This window comes from Curtobacterium sp. VKM Ac-1376, assembly GCF_015351025.1.
Taxonomy (GTDB): Bacteria; Actinomycetota; Actinomycetes; order Actinomycetales; family Microbacteriaceae; genus Curtobacterium.
Genome location: NZ_JADKRV010000002.1, coordinates 145,603 through 162,220, shown reverse-complemented (window position 1 = coordinate 162,220; position 16,618 = coordinate 145,603). Strand labels below are relative to the sequence as shown.

Here is a 16,618-nt window from a genome sequence, read left to right as displayed (position 1 = left end):
GCGTTCGGGAGGCGCGGATCGCCTCCGCCAAGCACGCTCAGCGCATCGGGACGAGGGACGCCAGTGCCCCGACCACGCGCTCGAGCGGGCCCCGGCCGAGGAACCGCCGCCAGAGCATCGCGAAGACCACCGAGCCGAGGGCGAACCACCCCCACGCCTCGGCCGACCCCGGGTACGCGGGCAGCAGGGCGATCACCACGAGGTGCCCCGAGTAGATCGTCAGCGGCATCGAGCCGACCGCGGCGAGCGGGAACGCGATCCGCTCGGCGATCCGGCCGCGACCGTCGAACACGAGCGTGCAGAGTGCGATGACCGCGACCGCCACCCCTGCGGAACCGATCACGTCGACGATCGACGACGAGTGGTCGCGCGGCGACAGGAACAGCTGGGCGAGGGCTTCGGCGGGCGTGCTGCTCGCCCCCGCGTACGGAACCCCCGGGAACGCCAGGGCCGCGTCGTCCGGCAGCGGGGCGAGGACCGCGCCGACGACGTACGCGGCGGCGGCGACCAGCGCACCGGACGCGAGGAGCGCGACCTGCCGGCCCCGGGCCTCTCCCCACCGGCACGGCCCACACGCCGCTGGCGCGTCGTCCGGGAACCGGCGGCGTGGGCCCAGGCCGGAACGGGCGACCGCCAGTCCGACCAGGACGTACGCCAGGAACGTGACCACGGGGTACACCAGGCCGAGCTGCACGCCGACCATGCCGGCGTCCGCGTAGGCGGGAGCGATCGCGGTCGCCACGATCGGCGACAGCACCGCGGCGCAGGCCGCGATGCCGAGCAACGGCGCGGGACGGAGTCGGAGCACGGGGACCACCAGCAGGAACAGCACGCCGTAGGTCGGCAGGATGACGTACACCGGGGTGTCGAGGGCGATCAGGACGAACCCGATCGCGACCACCACCGCGGCGCGGACCGCCAGGCGTGCGCGGACGCGTCCGATCGTCGGTGGCGCCGGCGGAGCGGTCCGACCGCTCGTGAGGCCGATCGAGACGCCGGCGAGCACCGCGAACAGGGCGGACGGACGACCGTGTGCCACGGCGGACCAGGTGGCCGGATCGGTCCACTCGAGCTGGTCCGCGACGCCGCCGACGTGGGCGGCCATCATGCCGAGCAACGCGACCGCGCGCGCGACGTCGACGCCCTGCAGCCGCGCGCCGATGACGGACGCGCCCCGCTCCGCGGTGGGCGGGGCGGGGCGCGGGCCGGTCATCGCGGTCAGCTCGTCGGCTCGTCGGCGCGTCCGAGCGAGACGTCGATCATCTCGTCGCGGGGCACGACCTTGATGCGTTCACGACCGTCGCGCGCGCCGAGGGCCTGCTCGTGGGTGTCCAGGTTGTGCCAGCCCTCGAGGTCGGTGTACTCGACACCACGCTCGCGGAGCAGGGCGGGGATCGCGGCGTCGGACGGATCCTCCGGGGTCCACCAGCTCGCCTGGTCGTTGACGATGTGCTGGACGGTCTCCATCGCGTCGGACTTCGTGTGTCCGATCAGGCCGACCGGGCCGCGCTTGATCCAGCCGGTTGCGTAGACACCGGGGATCTGCTGGTTGTCGTCGTCGAGGACCTGGCCCTCGTGGTTCGGGATCACCCCGTGTCGCTCGTCGAACGGGACGCCGGGCAGCGGTGAGCCGAAGTACCCGACCGCGCGGTAGGCGGCCTGGATCGGGATCTCGCGGATCTCGCCGGTCCCCTCGACGCCGCCCTCACCGTTCGGGCGGGTGCGCTCGTAGCGGATGGCGGTCAGCTTGCCCTGCTCGTCGCCGACGAACTCGACCGGCTTCGCGTAGAAGTGCAGGTGCAGTCGGCGGCTCGCCTGACCGACCTCTCGCGTGCGCCACTGCTCGAGCACGCGGTTGATCACCATGACCTGCTTGTTGGTGGCGATGGCGGTCTTCGAGGCCTCGTCGTGGTCGAAGTCCTCGTCGTACACGACCATGTCGACGTCGCGCATCTCACCGAGCTCGCGGAGCTCGAGCGGCGTGAACTTCACCTGCGCGGGGCCGCGGCGCCCGAAGACGTGCACGTCCGTGACGGGTGATGCCTTGAGCCCCTCGTGGACGTTCGCCGGGATCTCGGTCGGCAGCAGGTCCTCGGCGTGCTTCGCCAGGATGCGGGAGACGTCGAGGGCGACGTTGCCGACACCGATCACGGCGACGCTCTCGGCGTTCAGCGGCCAGGTTCGGGGGACGTCCGGGTGCCCGTCGAACCAGCTCACGAACTCGGCTGCACCGTACGAGCCGTCGAGGTCGACGCCGGGGACGTCGAGGTCGGCGTCCTTGATCGCACCCGTCGAGAAGACGACGGCGTTGTAGTGCTTCTTGAGGTCCTCGAGGGTGATGTCCTCGCCGTAGCGGACGTTGCCGAACAGCCGGACGACACCGCGGTCGAGGACGTCGCGCAGGGCGTTGATGATGCCCTTGATGCGCGGGTGGTCCGGGGCGACGCCGTAGCGGACCAGACCGTAGGGTGCGGGGAGCTGCTCGAACAGGTCGATCGACACGTCGTAGCCGTGGGCCTCGCGCAGCAGGATGTCCGCGGCGTAGATGCCAGCCGGGCCGGCGCCGACGATGGCGAGTCGGAGGGTGGGCACTGTGATCGTCTCCAGTTCGTTCGGGTGGGGGTTCCCGGGGGCCTTCCGTCCGGCTGCGGTGGGCGCGCCGTGTCGGGAGGGGTTGTTCAGCGGCTGCGGTCGACGACGGATTCGGCGAACCGGGTGAGCGCCCGTTTCACGGTGCCGTCGGGCAGCGGGTCGAGGGCGTCGACGGCTTGGCGCGCCCAGGTGACGGCGACCGCCCGCGTCGCCGCGGTGGCCTCGTGCTCGCGCAGTGCGGCGACCGCGGACTGGTACGGGGCCGAGCCGACGGCCTCGTCGGGGGCACCGTTGACGTCGCGCTCGATGCGCTCGACCAGGTCGTGGGCCGACGGGTCGGTCGCGGCCATCCGACGCAGCTGCAGGACCGGCAGGGTGTCGACGCCGGCGCGCAGGTCGTTGCCCGCGATCTTGCCGGTCTTGTCCGTGGCCGGGGCCAGGTCGATGACGTCGTCGACGAGCTGGAAGGCGACACCGACCTTCTCGCCGAACGTCCCGACGGCTCCGAGGTAGGAACGGTCTGCGCCGGAGAACATCACGCCGGCGCGGGCGGCGGTCGCGATGAGCGAACCCGTCTTGTCACTGAGCACCTGGATGTAGTGCTGTACGGGGTCGTCCTCGGGCTGCGGGCCGGTGGTCTCGTGCAGCTGGCCCATGCACAGGCGTTGGAAGGTCTCCGCCTGCATCCGGATGCCCTCGGTACCGAGGTCGGCGGTGATGAGGCTGGCGCGGGCGAAGAGCAGGTCTCCGGTGAGGATCGCGACGTTGTTGCCGTAGGTGATCTGGGCGGCGGGGACGCCGCGCCGGACGGGAGCCTCGTCCATGACGTCGTCGTGGTAGAGCGAGGCCAGGTGCGTGGTCTCGATGCTGACGGCGGCCTTGACCACGGCGTCGGTCACGCCGTCACCGAGCTGCGCGATGAGCAGGGTCAACGTCGGGCGGATGCGCTTGCCGCCGGCGGACAGCAGGTACCGGCTGGTCGTGTCGGCCAGGGTGTCAGTGGAGCGCATGGCGTCCTCGAGCCCCTGCTCGACGAGCTCGAGCCCGTCGTCCACGGCGGAGATGAAGCGCCGGTCGGCAGGGGTGGCGAACAACCGCTCGCCGATGCCCAGCGAGGCGCGGAGGCTCGGCGCGCGACGCGCGACCGGGACGCTCGGATTCAAGTGCTGCTCCGTCTTCGGGTGGGGGTGACCGGTCAGTCGCCGGCCGGGTCGACGCGCGGCTGCTCGCCGGTGTTCTGGTGGTCGCGTCGCGCCTTCGCACGGCGGGCCGCGGACTCGCGCACCGTGTCCGCCACCGGCTTGCGACCGCGGTGCAGTGCGACGATACCGGCGGTCAGGTTGCGGTAGGCCACCAGGGAGAACCCGACGCCCCGGAGCCACTGGGTCAGCACCTGCTGGTCGGGCCAGGCGTCGATCGACTCGGCCAGGTAGCGGTAGGCGGCGGGGTTGCTGCTCGAGAGCCGCGCGATGCCGGGGAGCACGCGCTTCAGGTAGGTGCCGTAGCCGAACCGCAGCAGCGCACGGGGCGGCGTCGAGAACTCGCAGATGACGACGCGGCCGCCGGGCTTCAGGACGCGGAGCATCTCGGCGAGCGCCTGCTTCGGGTCGTTGACGTTGCGCAGCCCGAACGAGATCGTGACGGCGTCGAACGTGTCGTCGTCGAAGGGCAGCTGCTCGGCATCACCCTCGACGAAGATGATCTCGGGGTGGCGCTCGCGGCCGACGGCGATCATGCCGGCGGAGAGGTCGAGTGCGGTGACCTCGGCACCCTTCTTGGCGAAGGCAGCGGCACTCGTCCCCGTGCCCGCCGCGATGTCGAGGATCTTCTCGCCCGGCTGGGGATCGACGGCACGGACGGTCGCGACACGCCACAGCGGGGCGTTGCCCGCCGAGAGGATGTCGTTCGTGAGGTCGTACTTGGCCGCGACGTCGTCGAACATCGCCGCAACCTCGTCCGGCCGCTTGTTCAGGTCCGCTCTGCTCACCCGATCCATCCTAGAGGTCCGGACCGAGCGATCACCGGACTCGCAGCGACCAGGCGGGTCCCCGAGCGCGCGTAGCATCGGAGCCGTGACCCGAACCACCACGGCGGCACCCCCGCTGACGGTCTCGACCCGGATCCTCGACGACCCGGGCGCCGTCCTCCGCCACACGCTCCGCGACCGTCCCCTCGCCTTCGTCCGGAACGGCGACGGCATCGTCGGAATCGGCGAGGCCGTCCGGTTCACCTTCACCGGCCCGGACCGGATGCGGGACGCGGCGGCGACCTGGCGCGCCGTCGTCGAGGCCGCGACCGTCGACGACCCGGTGCAGCTGCGCGGGTCGGGACTCGTCGCGTTCGGCTCGTTCGCGTTCGCCGACGACTCCGCCGACGAGAGCGTGCTGATCGTCCCCCGTGTGGTCGTCGGCCGCCGTCGCGGCAAGGCCTGGCTCACCGCGATCGACACCACGGTCGGCGCGGAGCCTCTCGCCTTCACCCGGACCTCGGTGCCGGTCCCCCACGTCGGCCCGCACGTCTCCGTCGTGCTCCGCGCCGGTCGCATCGACGAGGCCACCTACACCACGAACGTCGCCGAGGCCGTCCGGCGCATCCTCGCCGGTACGGCGCAGAAGGTCGTCCTGGCACGGGACCTCGTCGGCACCCTGCCCGAGGGGGCCGACCACCGCGCCCTGCTGCTCGACCTGGCCACCACCTACCCCCAGTGCGTGACCTTCGCCGTCGACGGGCTCGTCGGGGCCACCCCGGAGACGCTCGCCCGCACCGACGGCACGCGGTTGACCGCCCGGGTGCTCGCCGGCAGCGCCGCGCGGGGTGCCGACGAGGAGTCCGACCGTGCAGCGGCCGAGGCCCTCGCCGCGAGCACGAAGGACGTCGAGGAACACGCGTTCGCGATCGACAGCCTGCTCGCGGCACTGCGACCGCTCGCGACCGACCTGCGTGCCGACCCCGAGCCGTTCCGGCTGCAGCTGCCGAACCTGTGGCACCTGGCGACGGACGTGCAGGCCACGCTGCCGCCGCACACCACCTCGCTCGACGTGGCCGACGCCCTGCACCCGACGGCGGCGGTGGCCGGCACCCCGACCGACGTGGCCGTCCGGCTCGTCGCTGAGCTCGAGGACGTCGATCGCGGGCGCTACGCCGGGCCGGTCGGCTGGATGAGCGCGACGGGCGACGGCGAGTGGATGCTCGCGCTCCGGAGCGCCCGGATCGACGAGGACGGGACCGTCCGCGCCTGGGCCGGGGCGGGGATCGTGGCCGGATCGGACCCGGCCCGCGAGGTCGCCGAGACCGCACTGAAGTTCCGCCCGATCACGGACGCGCTGGCCTGACGCCGGGACCGGGTGCCCCGATCGGCTCAGTCGGCCAGGGGTACCTCGATGACGACGCGTTCGGCCGGGTCGGTGAGCACGCGCTCGAGGTCGCCCCAGGTCTCCGCGCGGCGGTACTCCCAGCCGAGGCCCGTGACGACGCGCTCGACGTCGACGTGCTGCGGGGTGGACATCATCCGCCGCATGTCCGCCTCGGGCGTCGTGCGTGCCACCTCGAGCCCGCGGAAGATCGCTCCGCCGTGGTCGTTGCCGACGATGACCTGCACCCGGTGCGTGCGTTCCTCGGTGCCGGTGACGAAGGCACCCAGGTCGTGCAGCAGCGTCAGGTCGCCGAGGAGCACGCGCGTGGTGCCGACCGAGGCCGACGACTGCTCGAGGGCCGCCGCGATGCCGAGCGCGGTCGACACCGTGCCGTCGATGCCCGCGAGGCCGCGGCTCGCGTGCACCCGCAGCTTCTTGCCGAGCACCCGCCCGTCCGCGACGCGGATGATCTGCGAGGCGCCGAGCACGAGCCGGTCGTGCGGCCAGGTCACGCCCCACACGGCGTCGGCGAGCATGGCGCGGTCGACGGGGCGGCGCCGGAGCGTGACCTCGTCGCGCAGGAACCTGTTCCGCTCTGCTCGGTCGGCCGAGCGCTTCGCGTCCAGGTCCGGGCCCGCGTCACCGGCGCCGAGCAGCTGGCGGCTCGCACCGACCCAGCGGCCGACCCACGCCCTGTGCTCCGGGCCGGTCCGGCCCGTCACGCGGACGTCGGACGCGAAGGTGGTCGCGGCGTCCGGTCGGGAGGCACGGGCCGGGTCGAACGGGTCGGCCGCCGGTCCTCGGACCACGATCGTCTCCACGTCGTCGCGCTGCAGGAGCGCGGGGACCTCTCGGCTGAGGGTCGGGTGGCCGAGCACGACGGCTCGGCGGACGGCGCCGCCGAAGTCCGCGTCGTGCAGCAGCTCGCGGTACGTCACGACCAGGTTGCGGCCGAAGCGCGCACCGCTCGACACCTCGGCGAGGAGCGGTGCCCCGAGTTCCCAGGCGATCCGCTCGGCGTCCTCGCCGGCGTCGTGTCCGGCGATGACGACGGTGCCGGGTTCGTCGTCGGGGGCGAGGTCGGCGACCGGTAGCCCGGTGTGCGCCCGGCGGGTGGCGAACCCGAGGTCGATCTCGTCGTCCGGGACCCCCTCGACCCGGTCGTCGGAGAGTCCCGCCGACAGCGGTTCGCGGAACGCGACGTTGAGCTGCGCAGGCCCCGGCTGCCCGGCGTGTCCGGCTGCTGCTGCGACCGCCTGCCGGGCGAGGGTGCGGAGGGTGCCGCGGATCGAGGCGTCCATGCCGTGTGACGACGGCGCTTCGACGTCGCGGACGAACGCGACGGCCTGACCGAAGATCCCGGGCTGCACCGTGGTCTGGTTGCTGCCGATCCCCCGGAGTTCGTCGGGTCGGTCGGCGCTGAGGACGATCATCGGCACGCCGGAGTGGTGGGCCTCGAGCACGGCGGGGTGCAGGTTCGCGACCGCGGTGCCCGAGGTGGTGACCACCGCGGCGGGTCGGTGCGTCTCGACGGCGAGCCCGAGCGCGAAGAAGCCCGCCGTGCGCTCGTCGAGTCGCACGTGGACCGTGACACCGCCGGCGCGTTCCAGCGCGACGGCGGCCAGCGCGAGCGCCTGGGAGCGTGAGCCCGGGCTGACCACGACGTCGGTGACGCCGGCGCGCGCGAGCTCCTGCAGGAGTGCCAGGGCGGTGTCGGTCGCGGGACTGCCGGAACCGACCGGACCGTCAGCGATCGGTGCGGCCGTCGTCGTCTCGGTCGTGGAACTGGTCTTCGAGGTCTCGGAGGGTCGCGTCGTCCTGGTCCTTGTCCATCAGGGTGTCCCCCGGAGGCGGCGTGCTGCCGAGGAAGTCCGGGTCGTCTTCGGGTCCACGGTACCGGGCGGATGTGCCCGGGTCGGCTGCCGGCGTGCGACCGAGCAGGAACCACAGGACCCCGCCGAGCACGGGCAGGACGATGACGAGCAGTACCCACACGCCGCGGCGCAGGGAACGGACGCGCTGGTGGGGCATCGTGGCACAGTCGATGGCCGCGTACACCGTGAAGGCGACGGCGGCGACAGCGACGATCAACCACAAGCGGACCATGTCGTGAAGTCTAGGTCGGGACCCTGTGACGCCCCTGCCCATCGGCGCTTCCGTAGACTCACCGTGTGAAAGCGTGGCTCCTGTACACCCTGGCCCGGCTCGGCATCTTCGCGGCGGCGCTCGTGCTCCTCCTGCTCCTGACGCCGATGCCCTGGTACTGGGCGACGATCGTCGCCGCCCTGGTCGGCCTGCTCGTCTCGTACATCGCGCTGTCCAGACTGCGCACGCAGGTCGCCCTGAGCCTGGCGAACCGCCGCGGCGCGCCGGAGCGGGACGCCGACTCGGACTTCGAGGACGACTTCGTCGACGCCGCGGACTCGGACGCCACCACCCCGGTCGTCCGCCCGGTGTCGAAGGCCGACCGGCACGAGACCCGCGGCGACACCGACACCGACTGAGCCGGTCCGGCTGGGCCCCGGCGCCGCTCCGGGTGGACGGACAGCGTCGCTACGGCTGGACGGCCAGCGTCACCCCGAGCACCACTCCGAACGCGAGCGAGGCGAACGAGGACAGCTGCAGCGCGGTGATGAGCTCGCGCGGTTTCCGCGACGACACCCCGATCGCGAGTGCCGGCAACGCCAGCAGCAGCGAGAAGTACGTGAAGCCCGTGCGGAAGTAGAGCAGCACGAACCAGAGCAGCACGACGTACGGCAGCAGCAGGAACAGGCCGAAGAGCACCCGCGCCACCGGACGGCCGACGACCACGGCGAGCGTGCGCTTGCCGGCGAGGCGGTCCTCGTCGATGTCACGGATGTTGTTCACCATGAGGACCGCACACGCGAAGAACCCGGCGGCGACCGCGGCCGCCCACCCGCTGATCGTGACCTCGCGGATCTGCACGAACTGCGTTCCGAGCACGGCGACCAGACCGAAGAAGACGAAGACGAAGACCTCGCCGAGGGCGTTGTACCCGTACGGCTTCTTGCCGCCGGTGTAGAACCACGCCGCGGCGATGGCGGCAGCCCCGACGAGCAGCAGCCACCACAGCTGGGTGAGCAGCACGATGACGAGCCCGGCGACCGCGGCCGACCCGAAGAAGGTCAGCGCGACGGTGAGCACGGTGCGGGGCTTCGCGAGTCCCGCGCCGGTGAGCCGGGCGGGACCCACGCGGTACTGGTCCGTGCCGCGGACGCCGTCCGAGTAGTCGTTGCTGTAGTTCACGCCGATCTGCAGGAACAGCGCGACGGCGAGTGCGAGCAGCGCGACGGCGAGGTGTCCGTCCTTCGCCATCCAGTCGCCGAAGTCGCCCGGTTCACCGCTGTCGACGAACGCGACGGCGGTGCCCATCACGACCGGGACGACACCGAGCGTCAGGGTGCGCAGTCGTGCGCCGCCGATCCAGTCGCGTGCGGTCGCCCTGCGCTTCGTGCGGGCCGGGGCAGCGGCCTTCGCCGGGTTGCCCGATCGGCCCTGCTTCTGCGTCGTGTTCTTCGTTCGTGCCACGACCACCGATCCTATTGCCGACTTGCCCCGGCGGACTCGCAGTCGCTACGGGTGCGCCGGATCGGCGAGCGCCTGCACGGTCCGACGATCGGGTTTGCCCGATGCCAGCATCGGGAGCCGGTCCAGGACGAGGACCTCAACGGGCCGTGCCGCACGGCCGAGGACCGCTCCGACGTGCCCGCGGACGACGCCGAGGTCGAGCGGTCGGTCGGTGACGACGACCGGCACCTCGCCCCACGCCCCCGCCGGCCGTCGGGTGACGACCGCGGCCTCCTGCCCGGGCAGCTCGCGCACCAGCCGCTCGACCGCACCGAGATGGACCTTCTCGCCACCCGAGATCACCACGTCGTCCAGACGGCCGAGCACCCGGACGACCCCGTCGGACACGGCCGCGGCGTCACCGGTCCGGTACCAGCGCAGCCCGTCCCGCTCGACGAAGGCGGCCGCCGTCCTGGCGTCGTCGGCCAGGTACCCCTCGGCGAGCATCGGCCCGGCCAGGTGCAGTTCGCCGTCGACGAGTGCCGTGCGGACCGTGCCGAACGGGACGCCGTCGTACACGCAACCGCCGCTCGTCTCACTCGCGCCGTACGTCGTCACGATCCCCACCCCGGCGTCGAGCGCCCGCTGCCGCAGTGGCGCCGGGGTCGCCTGGCCGCCGACGAGCACGGCGTCGAAGCGGGCGAGGGCCCGGGTGGCACCGGGGTCGTCGAGCACCCGGGCGAGCTGTACCGGGACGAGCGAGGTGTAGCGACGGGGTGCTGCTGGTCCGGTGACCAGCCGGTCGGCCGCCTCGGCGAAGGCCGCCGCCGCGAAGTGCCCCGGCGCCACGACGACGGGCTCGGTCCCCGCGGTGATCGAGCGGGTCAGGACGTTGAGGCCCGCGATGTAGTGCGTCGGCAGCGCGAGCAACCACCGGCCAGGCCCGCCGAGGGCCGCGTCCGCCGCCGCCGCACCGGCGAGGAGCGCCTCGGACGAGAGCGCCACGCGTTTGCCCGTGCCGGTGGACCCGCTCGTCTCGACGACCAGGGCGACCGGCTGCCTGACCTCGACCGGTGGCGGCGCCGGCAGCGCCGGAGCCCCCTCGGCGACGGGGAGCAGGGCGGGGCCGCCGGCGAGCGCTGCCTCCAGGCCGCGCAGCACGGCCATCGGGTCCGACGTACCGGTCGCGACCAGCGGACGGGCCATCAGTAGTGCCAGGGGAACGCGGTCCACTCGGGGGCGCGCTTCTCGAGGAACGAGTCGCGGCCCTCGACGGCCTCGTCGGTGCCGTAGGCCAGCCGCGTGGCCTCGCCGGCGAAGACCTGCTGGCCGACCATGCCGTCGTCCACGGCGTTGAAGGCGTACTTGAGCATCCGGATGGCCGTCGGCGACTTGCCCAGGACGATCTCTCCCCAGCGGATCGCCTCGCGCTCCAGGTCCTCGTGCGGGACGACGGCGTTCACCGCCCCCATCTCGTACGCGCGCTGCGCCGAGTACTCCTGAGCCAGGAAGAAGACCTCACGGGCGAACTTCTGGCCGATCTGCTTGGCGTAGTAGGCGCTGCCGTAGCCGCCGTCGAACGAGCCGACGTCGGCGTCGGTCTGCTTGAACCTGCCGTGCTCGGCGCTGGCGATGGTGAGGTCGCAGATGGCGTGCAGCGAATGCCCACCGCCGGCCGCCCACCCGGGGACGACGGCGATGACGACCTTGGGCATCATGCGGATGAGGCGCTGGACCTCGAGGATGTGCAGCCGACCCATCGAGGCCTGCGCGGCGGCGGGGTCGACCCCCTCGGGCGGCGCGCCCTCGTCACCGACGTACTGGTACCCGCTGCGCCCGCGGATGCGCTGGTCGCCGCCGGAGCAGAACGCCCAGCCGCCGTCCTTCGGGCTCGGGCCGTTGCCGGTGAGCAGGACGACGCCGACACGGGGGTCCTGGCGTGCGTCGTCGAGGGCGCGGTACAGCTCGTCGACGGTGCGCGGGCGGAAGGCGTTCCGTACCTCGGGCCGGTCGAACGCGACCCGCACGATGCCCTTCGAGAGGTGCTTGTGGTACGTGATGTCCGTGAACTGCGCCGCGATCGGAGCCGCGGTCCAGACGTCGGGGTCGAACAGGTCGGAGACGGGAGCAGCCATGTCCCCAACGTACCGCCGAGCGCCGGTGGGGCCGGGTCAGGCCGTGCGGGTGCGCTCCGTCAGGCGCCCATGTCGGTGAGGATCTCCGGCGCCACGAACACCATGATCACGATGAGGATCACGGGGTTCGCGAAGAAGGCCAGGACGACACCGATCGCCCCGTACCAGCGGCCGAACGACCCGACCGCCGCGACGAAGCCGAGGACGGCGGCGATGAGGGTGAGGAACACGACGACGAAGCAGATGCCGAACGCGAAGTTCGTGTCGCCACCCATGAACACGGCGAAGGCGCTGGCGTCGACCGCGGCGGACACCACCGCGAGGCCGAGGGCGATCTTCCCGACGACGGGGTTGCGACGCTTGCGTTCGCCGGTCTGCCGGACGTCGACCGTGTTCCGGTGCATGAGCCGGGCGAACTCGTCGGAGTCGCGGGGTGGCACCGCGCCGACGGAACGGGCGACCGCTGGCTTCCCGGCGCGTGCCGGGTCGGTCGTGCGCTGCGATGCGCGCTGCTGTGACGCGCGCTGCTGCGGTTCCGCCGCCACCGAGCCTCCCTCGTTCCGGGTCGTCCCTCCGCCGACCTGGGCCGACCGATGCATGCTAGTGCCCTGCCCTGGCGGTCCCCTCCGAGGAACCGGCGGGGCCCCTGGGTGCGGTGGGAGGATGGCGAGGTGCTCCCCGACCTCGCCGAACTCCTCGCCGACGCGCACGTGGTCGCCCTGCCCATGCGGGTGCGGTTCCGCGGCATCACCACTCGGGAGGCCGTCGTCCTCCGCGGCCCCTCGGGATGGACGGAGTTCTCGCCGTTCGTCGAGTACGACGATGCCGAGGCCGCGGCTTGGCTGCGAGCGGCGATCGACTTCGGGTGGACCGACCACGAGCCCGCCGCCGACTCAGTGCCGGTCAACGCCACCGTCCCGGGGATCGCCCCCGACGACGTCGCCGACCTGCTCGCGCGGTACCCGGGTTGCACCACCGCCAAGGTCAAGGTCGCCGAGCCCGGCACGACCGTCGACGACGACGTCGCCCGGGTCGCGGCGGTCCGGCGGGTGATGGGGCCGGATGCTGCCGTCCGGGTCGACGCGAACGGCCTGTGGAGCGTCGAGCAGGCTGTGGTCGCGCTCGAGCGCCTCGCGCCGTTCGACCTGCAGTACGCCGAACAGCCGGCTGCGACCGTGCCCGAGCTGGCAGAGCTGCGGTCGCGGATCGCGGGCCTCGGTGTCCGGATCGCCGCGGACGAGAGCGTGCGGAAGGCCACGGATCCGCTCGCGGTCGCCCGGGCCGGCGCCGCCGACGTGCTCGTCGTGAAGGCACAGCCGCTCGGTGGGATCACGGCGGCGCGGGCGGTCATCGCGTCGGCCGGGCTGCCGTGCGTGGTCTCGAGTGCCCTCGACACCTCGGTCGGCCTCGGCATGGGGACGTTCCTCGCCGCCGCGGCGATGACCCCGGGGTACGCCGCGGGGCTCGGGACGGCGGCGATGTTCGCGGGCGACGTCACGGTGGACCCGCTGGTACCGGTCGACGGTCGCGTGCCCGTGCGTCGGGTCGAGGTCTCCTCGGCGATGGTGGAGCGGTTCGCCGCGTCTCCCGACCGCACGGCGTGGTGGCGCGCCCGCCTGGAGCGCGTGCACGCTCGGCTCGCCGCGGCCTGACGCGGGAGGAAGGGGCAAGAGACGCCGGCGTCATCGCGAGACGCCTTCGAACTCGGCCGCGTCTCGTGCACACCGAGGTGTTGCCGGTCAGAGGACGCGCCGCTCGGGTTCGCCGAGGTCGCACGATCTGTCGCCCGCCGCGCCGCCGGACGACACTCCACGCGACCTCGGCGTCGCGCACGCGGCGGGTCGGGACCGCTCACCGGCCCGCGGACCGGGCGGCAGCCGTCGACGCACCCGGCAGACGGACGGGAGGCGCGGTGCCAGCTGGCACCGCGCCTCCCGTCTGTCCGTGATCGGCTCCGGACCGCCCGGCGGGGCCTGTGCCGTGCCGTCGAACCACCGAGGACGTCCTCCGGTGGTGAACCGGCCGGTGACGTCGGCGGGAGCCTTGTAGAATCGACGGATCATGGCGCAATTCGGCTCACTCTCCGATCGGCTGACCGAGACCTTCCGCAATCTGCGGAGCAAGGGTCGGCTGACTCCGTCCGACGTCGACGGCACCGTCCGCGAGATCCGGCGGGCGCTCCTCGACGCCGACGTCGCGCTCGAGGTCGTCAAGGCGTTCACCGCTTCCGTGCGCGAGCGTGCCCTCTCCGACGAGGTCAACCGCGCGCTGAACCCGGCCCAGCAGGTCGTCCAGATCGTCAACGAGGAACTCGTCGGCATCTTGGGCGGGCAGCAGCGACGCCTCGAGTTCGCGAAGAAGCCGCCGACGGTCATCATGCTCGCGGGGCTGCAGGGTGCGGGGAAGACCACCCTCGCGGGCAAGCTCGGCAAGTGGCTCAAGAAGGACGGCCACACCCCGATGCTCGTCGCGGCGGACCTCCAGCGACCGAACGCCGTGCAGCAGCTGCAGGTCGTCGGCGAGCAGGCCGGCGTGCACGTCTTCGCGCCGGAGCCCGGCAACGGCGTCGGCGACCCGGTCAAGGTCGCCAAGAACGCCATCAAGGCCGCGGTCGACCAGCAGTACGACACCGTCATCGTGGACACCGCCGGTCGTCTCGGCGTCGACGCCGAGCTCATGAAGCAGGCCGCGAACATCCGCAAGGCGGTCAACCCGGACGAGGTCCTGTTCGTCATCGACGCGATGATCGGTCAGGACGCCGTCAACACCGCGCGTGCCTTCCAGGAAGGCGTCGACTTCACCGGTGTCGTCCTGTCGAAGCTCGACGGTGATGCCCGCGGTGGTGCGGCCCTGTCGGTCGCCAGCATCACGGGCCGGCCGATCATGTTCGCGTCGACGGGTGAGTCGCTCGATGACTTCGAGCCCTTCCACCCGGACCGCATGGCGAGCCGCATCCTCGACCTCGGCGACATCCTGTCCCTCATCGAGCAGGCGCAGGGTGCCTTCGACGAGGAAGAGGCACGCAAGGTCGCGGACAAGATCGCGACCGACAACTTCACCCTGAACGACTTCCTGCAGCAGATGCAGCAGCTCCGCAAGGCCGGGTCGATCAAGGGCATGCTCGGCATGCTCCCCGGCGCGAAGGGCATGCGCGAGGCGCTCGACAACTTCGACGAGCGCGAGATCGTCCGGACCGAGGCGATCATCCAGTCGATGACTCCGCAGGAGCGCGAGCTCCCGAAGCTGCTGAACGGCTCGCGCCGACTCCGCATCGCGCGCGGTGCGGGCTCCACCGTCACCGAGGTGAATGCCCTCGTGAACCGGTTCGAGCAGGCGGCGAAGATGATGAAGACCGTCGCCCGCGGTGGCGTGCCGCAGATGCCGGGCATGGGGCCGATCCCGGGCATGCACGGCGGCAAGAAGCAGCAGCAGGGCGGCAAGAAGAAGTCCAAGGTCGGTAACCCGGCCAAGCGCGCGGCCCTCGCGGCCGGTGCCGCGGCTGCGCCGCAGGCTGCCCCGCAGGGGTCCGGACTCGGACTCGGCGGCGCCAAGGGCGGCAAGGCGCCGACCGAGGAAGAGCTCGCGTCGCTGCAGAAGTTCCTGGGTCGCTAGTCGCGACCACCTGACGGACGGGAGGCCCGTGGCGGATCCGCCACGGGCCTCCCGTCCGTCTGCGCACGTTCCTTCCCACCGCACGCGCGCTGGGAAGTCGAATCGGGCGTACCCGGTCGAAAGAACCGGCCAGGTACGCGCGAAACGACCAGGTCTGCTAGAGCGCGTCGCGGAACTCCGTCACCAGGTGGCGGACGACCTCGCGCAGGTCGCCGCCGTTCTCCTGCGCGACCTGGAGCTGACGCTGGTACGACGCGCCGTTCGCGATCATGGTGTCGAGGTGGTGCAGCTCGTCCTGGCAGCCGAGGCGTTCGGCCACCGGGTCGAGTCGCTCGACCAGATCGTGCACGTCGTCGGTGACGAGTCGCTCGTCGCCCCCGGCGTTGAGGATGATCTCCGCCTCCATGCCGTAGCGGGCCGCTCGCCACTTGTTCTCGCGGACGAACCAGGGCTGCATCGTCGACAGGGTCTCACCGGCGTCGAGGCGGTCGGACATGTCGGTGACCAGGCACTGCACGAGCGCGGTGACGGCCCCGACCTCGTGCAGTGTCGAGATACCGTCGGAGACACGGTTCTCGAGCGTGCCCCACCCCGGCGACGGGCGGATGTCCCAGCGCAGGTCCTTGACGCTGTCGATGACACCGGTGTGCGTGAGGTCGCCCACGACCTCTTCGAAGTTGGCCCAGGCGCCGAGGGCAGGAGGCAAGCCGCCCGTCGGCAGCTGTTGGAACATGAGCGCCCGGTTCGAGGCGTACCCGGTGTCGATGCCGGCCCAGAACGGGCTGGATGCCGTGAACGCCTGCACGTGCGGGACGTAGGCGAGCATCGCACCGAGGATCGGGAGCGCCTTGTCACGGTCGTCGATACCGATGTGCACGTGGACGCCCCAGATGAGCATCTGGCGTCCCCACCAGCGTGTGCGGTCGATGAGGGTCGTGTAGTGCTCACTGTCCGGGGTGATCTCCTGCTGGTCCCACTGTGCGAACGGGTGCGTGCCGGAGCACATCACCTGCGCGTCGAGCGGTTCGGCGGCGTCGACGACCTCGCCGATGATGCCGGACAACTCACTCGTCGCCGCGCCCACGCGGTCGTGGACGCTCGAGACGACCTCGACGGTGTTGGTCAGCAGCTCCTCGGTGACGCGGTCGTGGTCACCGAGCCGTTCGTGCACGGCGGCGATGACGGCGGGGGCGCGGGGCGCGAGGTCGCCGGTCGAGCGGTCGACCAGCGGGAGTTCCCACTCGACGCCGATGGTCGACGGGCGGGACTCGGTGAAGCGGATGTCCATGCTGTACATCCTGCCCGGATCGTTGTCGGACACGCACAACGATCGGTTGTCCCGATCGTGCGGATGGAACTCTCGGTAGTTCCACCCCGGGCGTACCGTTGAAATGTTCG

At 72.1% G+C, this 16,618-nt stretch carries 15 protein-coding genes; 4 read left to right on the top strand and 11 right to left on the bottom strand.

Annotation, left to right across the window (positions count from 1 at the left end):
- Positions 1–37: 37 nt before the first annotated feature.
- The 4 genes from ITJ56_RS03630 to ITJ56_RS03615 all read right to left on the bottom strand — a co-directional run bounded on the left by ITJ56_RS03630 (position 38) and on the right by ITJ56_RS03615 (position 4,579).
- Positions 38–1,213, bottom strand: coding sequence for a heparan-alpha-glucosaminide N-acetyltransferase domain-containing protein (locus ITJ56_RS03630; RefSeq protein ID WP_194627752.1), 1,176 nt, complete (start codon positions 1,211–1,213; stop codon positions 38–40).
- A gap of 5 nt (positions 1,214–1,218) precedes the next feature.
- Positions 1,219–2,592, bottom strand: coding sequence for an FAD-dependent oxidoreductase (locus ITJ56_RS03625; protein ID WP_194627750.1), 1,374 nt, complete (start codon positions 2,590–2,592; stop codon positions 1,219–1,221).
- Between the two features lie 86 nt (positions 2,593–2,678).
- Complete coding sequence (locus ITJ56_RS03620; protein ID WP_194627748.1) at positions 2,679–3,755, bottom strand: polyprenyl synthetase family protein; 1,077 nt, start codon at positions 3,753–3,755, stop codon at positions 2,679–2,681.
- 32 nt (positions 3,756–3,787) lie between these two features.
- Entirely contained in the window at positions 3,788–4,579 is a 792-nt protein-coding gene (locus ITJ56_RS03615; RefSeq protein ID WP_194627746.1) for a demethylmenaquinone methyltransferase, read from the bottom strand.
- An 85-nt stretch (positions 4,580–4,664) separates the two neighbouring features.
- On the opposite strand from ITJ56_RS03615, the gene ITJ56_RS03610 reads away from it, so the two are divergent.
- On the top strand, positions 4,665–5,924 hold the full coding sequence (locus ITJ56_RS03610) for an isochorismate synthase (RefSeq protein WP_194627743.1): 1,260 nt from the start codon (positions 4,665–4,667) through the stop codon (positions 5,922–5,924).
- A gap of 26 nt (positions 5,925–5,950) precedes the next feature.
- Here ITJ56_RS03610 and menD read toward each other — a convergent pair whose 3' ends face one another.
- Both menD and ITJ56_RS03600 read right to left on the bottom strand, forming a co-directional pair.
- Positions 5,951–7,642, bottom strand: a complete 1,692-nt coding sequence (gene menD / locus ITJ56_RS03605; protein ID WP_323749718.1) for a 2-succinyl-5-enolpyruvyl-6-hydroxy-3-cyclohexene-1-carboxylic-acid synthase — start codon at positions 7,640–7,642, stop codon at positions 5,951–5,953.
- Between the two features lie 49 nt (positions 7,643–7,691).
- Positions 7,692–8,051, bottom strand: coding sequence for a PLDc N-terminal domain-containing protein (locus ITJ56_RS03600; RefSeq protein WP_194627741.1), 360 nt, complete (start codon positions 8,049–8,051; stop codon positions 7,692–7,694).
- Between the two features lie 65 nt (positions 8,052–8,116).
- Here ITJ56_RS03600 and ITJ56_RS03595 point away from each other — a divergent pair, with 65 nt between their 5' ends.
- Positions 8,117–8,449, top strand: a complete 333-nt coding sequence (locus ITJ56_RS03595) for a DUF4229 domain-containing protein (RefSeq protein WP_194627740.1) — start codon at positions 8,117–8,119, stop codon at positions 8,447–8,449.
- Positions 8,450–8,498: 49 nt separating this feature from the next.
- Here the strand turns inward: ITJ56_RS03595 and ITJ56_RS03590 are convergent, their stop codons facing one another.
- The 4 genes from ITJ56_RS03590 to ITJ56_RS03575 are packed head-to-tail and all read right to left on the bottom strand — an operon-like array spanning position 8,499 to position 12,153.
- Positions 8,499–9,500: a 1,4-dihydroxy-2-naphthoate polyprenyltransferase gene (locus tag ITJ56_RS03590; protein WP_194627738.1), complete on the bottom strand. Its 1,002-nt coding sequence runs from the start codon at positions 9,498–9,500 to the stop codon at positions 8,499–8,501.
- A 39-nt stretch (positions 9,501–9,539) separates the two neighbouring features.
- Entirely contained in the window at positions 9,540–10,679 is a 1,140-nt protein-coding gene (locus ITJ56_RS03585; RefSeq protein WP_194627736.1) for an AMP-binding protein, read from the bottom strand.
- Positions 10,679–11,608 (bottom strand): 1,4-dihydroxy-2-naphthoyl-CoA synthase, encoded by a 930-nt coding sequence (locus ITJ56_RS03580; RefSeq protein WP_194627734.1) that lies wholly within the window; start codon positions 11,606–11,608, stop codon positions 10,679–10,681. The genes ITJ56_RS03585 and ITJ56_RS03580 overlap by 1 nt, the downstream gene beginning before the upstream one ends.
- Positions 11,609–11,667: 59 nt before the next feature.
- Positions 11,668–12,153 carry a hypothetical protein gene (locus tag ITJ56_RS03575; protein ID WP_194627732.1) on the bottom strand — a complete coding sequence of 162 codons (486 nt, stop codon included), beginning with the start codon at positions 12,151–12,153 and terminating at the stop codon, positions 11,668–11,670.
- A 126-nt stretch (positions 12,154–12,279) separates the two neighbouring features.
- On the opposite strand from ITJ56_RS03575, the gene ITJ56_RS03570 reads away from it, so the two are divergent.
- Both ITJ56_RS03570 and ffh read left to right on the top strand, forming a co-directional pair.
- Complete coding sequence (locus ITJ56_RS03570) at positions 12,280–13,260, top strand: o-succinylbenzoate synthase (RefSeq protein ID WP_323749712.1); 981 nt, start codon at positions 12,280–12,282, stop codon at positions 13,258–13,260.
- Between the two features lie 409 nt (positions 13,261–13,669).
- Positions 13,670–15,220: a signal recognition particle protein gene (gene ffh / locus ITJ56_RS03565; protein ID WP_194627728.1), complete on the top strand. Its 1,551-nt coding sequence runs from the start codon at positions 13,670–13,672 to the stop codon at positions 15,218–15,220.
- A gap of 157 nt (positions 15,221–15,377) precedes the next feature.
- Here ffh and ITJ56_RS03560 read toward each other — a convergent pair whose 3' ends face one another.
- The gene (locus ITJ56_RS03560) at positions 15,378–16,517 is read right to left on the bottom strand and encodes a glutamate--cysteine ligase (protein WP_228517115.1); all 1,140 of its coding nucleotides are present in this window, start codon (positions 16,515–16,517) and stop codon (positions 15,378–15,380) included.
- Between the last annotated feature and the right edge of the window lie 101 nt (positions 16,518–16,618).

Coding starts and splice junctions, on each gene's coding strand:
- ITJ56_RS03630 (WP_194627752.1), bottom strand. CDS start 1,213: ATGACCGGCCCGCGCCCCGCCCCGCCCACCGCGGAGCGGGGCGCGTCC.
- ITJ56_RS03600 (WP_194627741.1), bottom strand. CDS start 8,051: ATGGTCCGCTTGTGGTTGATCGTCGCTGTCGCCGCCGTCGCCTTCACG.
- ITJ56_RS03585 (WP_194627736.1), bottom strand. CDS start 10,679: ATGGCCCGTCCGCTGGTCGCGACCGGTACGTCGGACCCGATGGCCGTG.
- ITJ56_RS03580 (WP_194627734.1), bottom strand. CDS start 11,608: ATGGCTGCTCCCGTCTCCGACCTGTTCGACCCCGACGTCTGGACCGCG.
- ffh (WP_194627728.1), top strand. CDS start 13,670: ATGGCGCAATTCGGCTCACTCTCCGATCGGCTGACCGAGACCTTCCGC.
- ITJ56_RS03560 (WP_228517115.1), bottom strand. CDS start 16,517: ATGTACAGCATGGACATCCGCTTCACCGAGTCCCGCCCGTCGACCATC.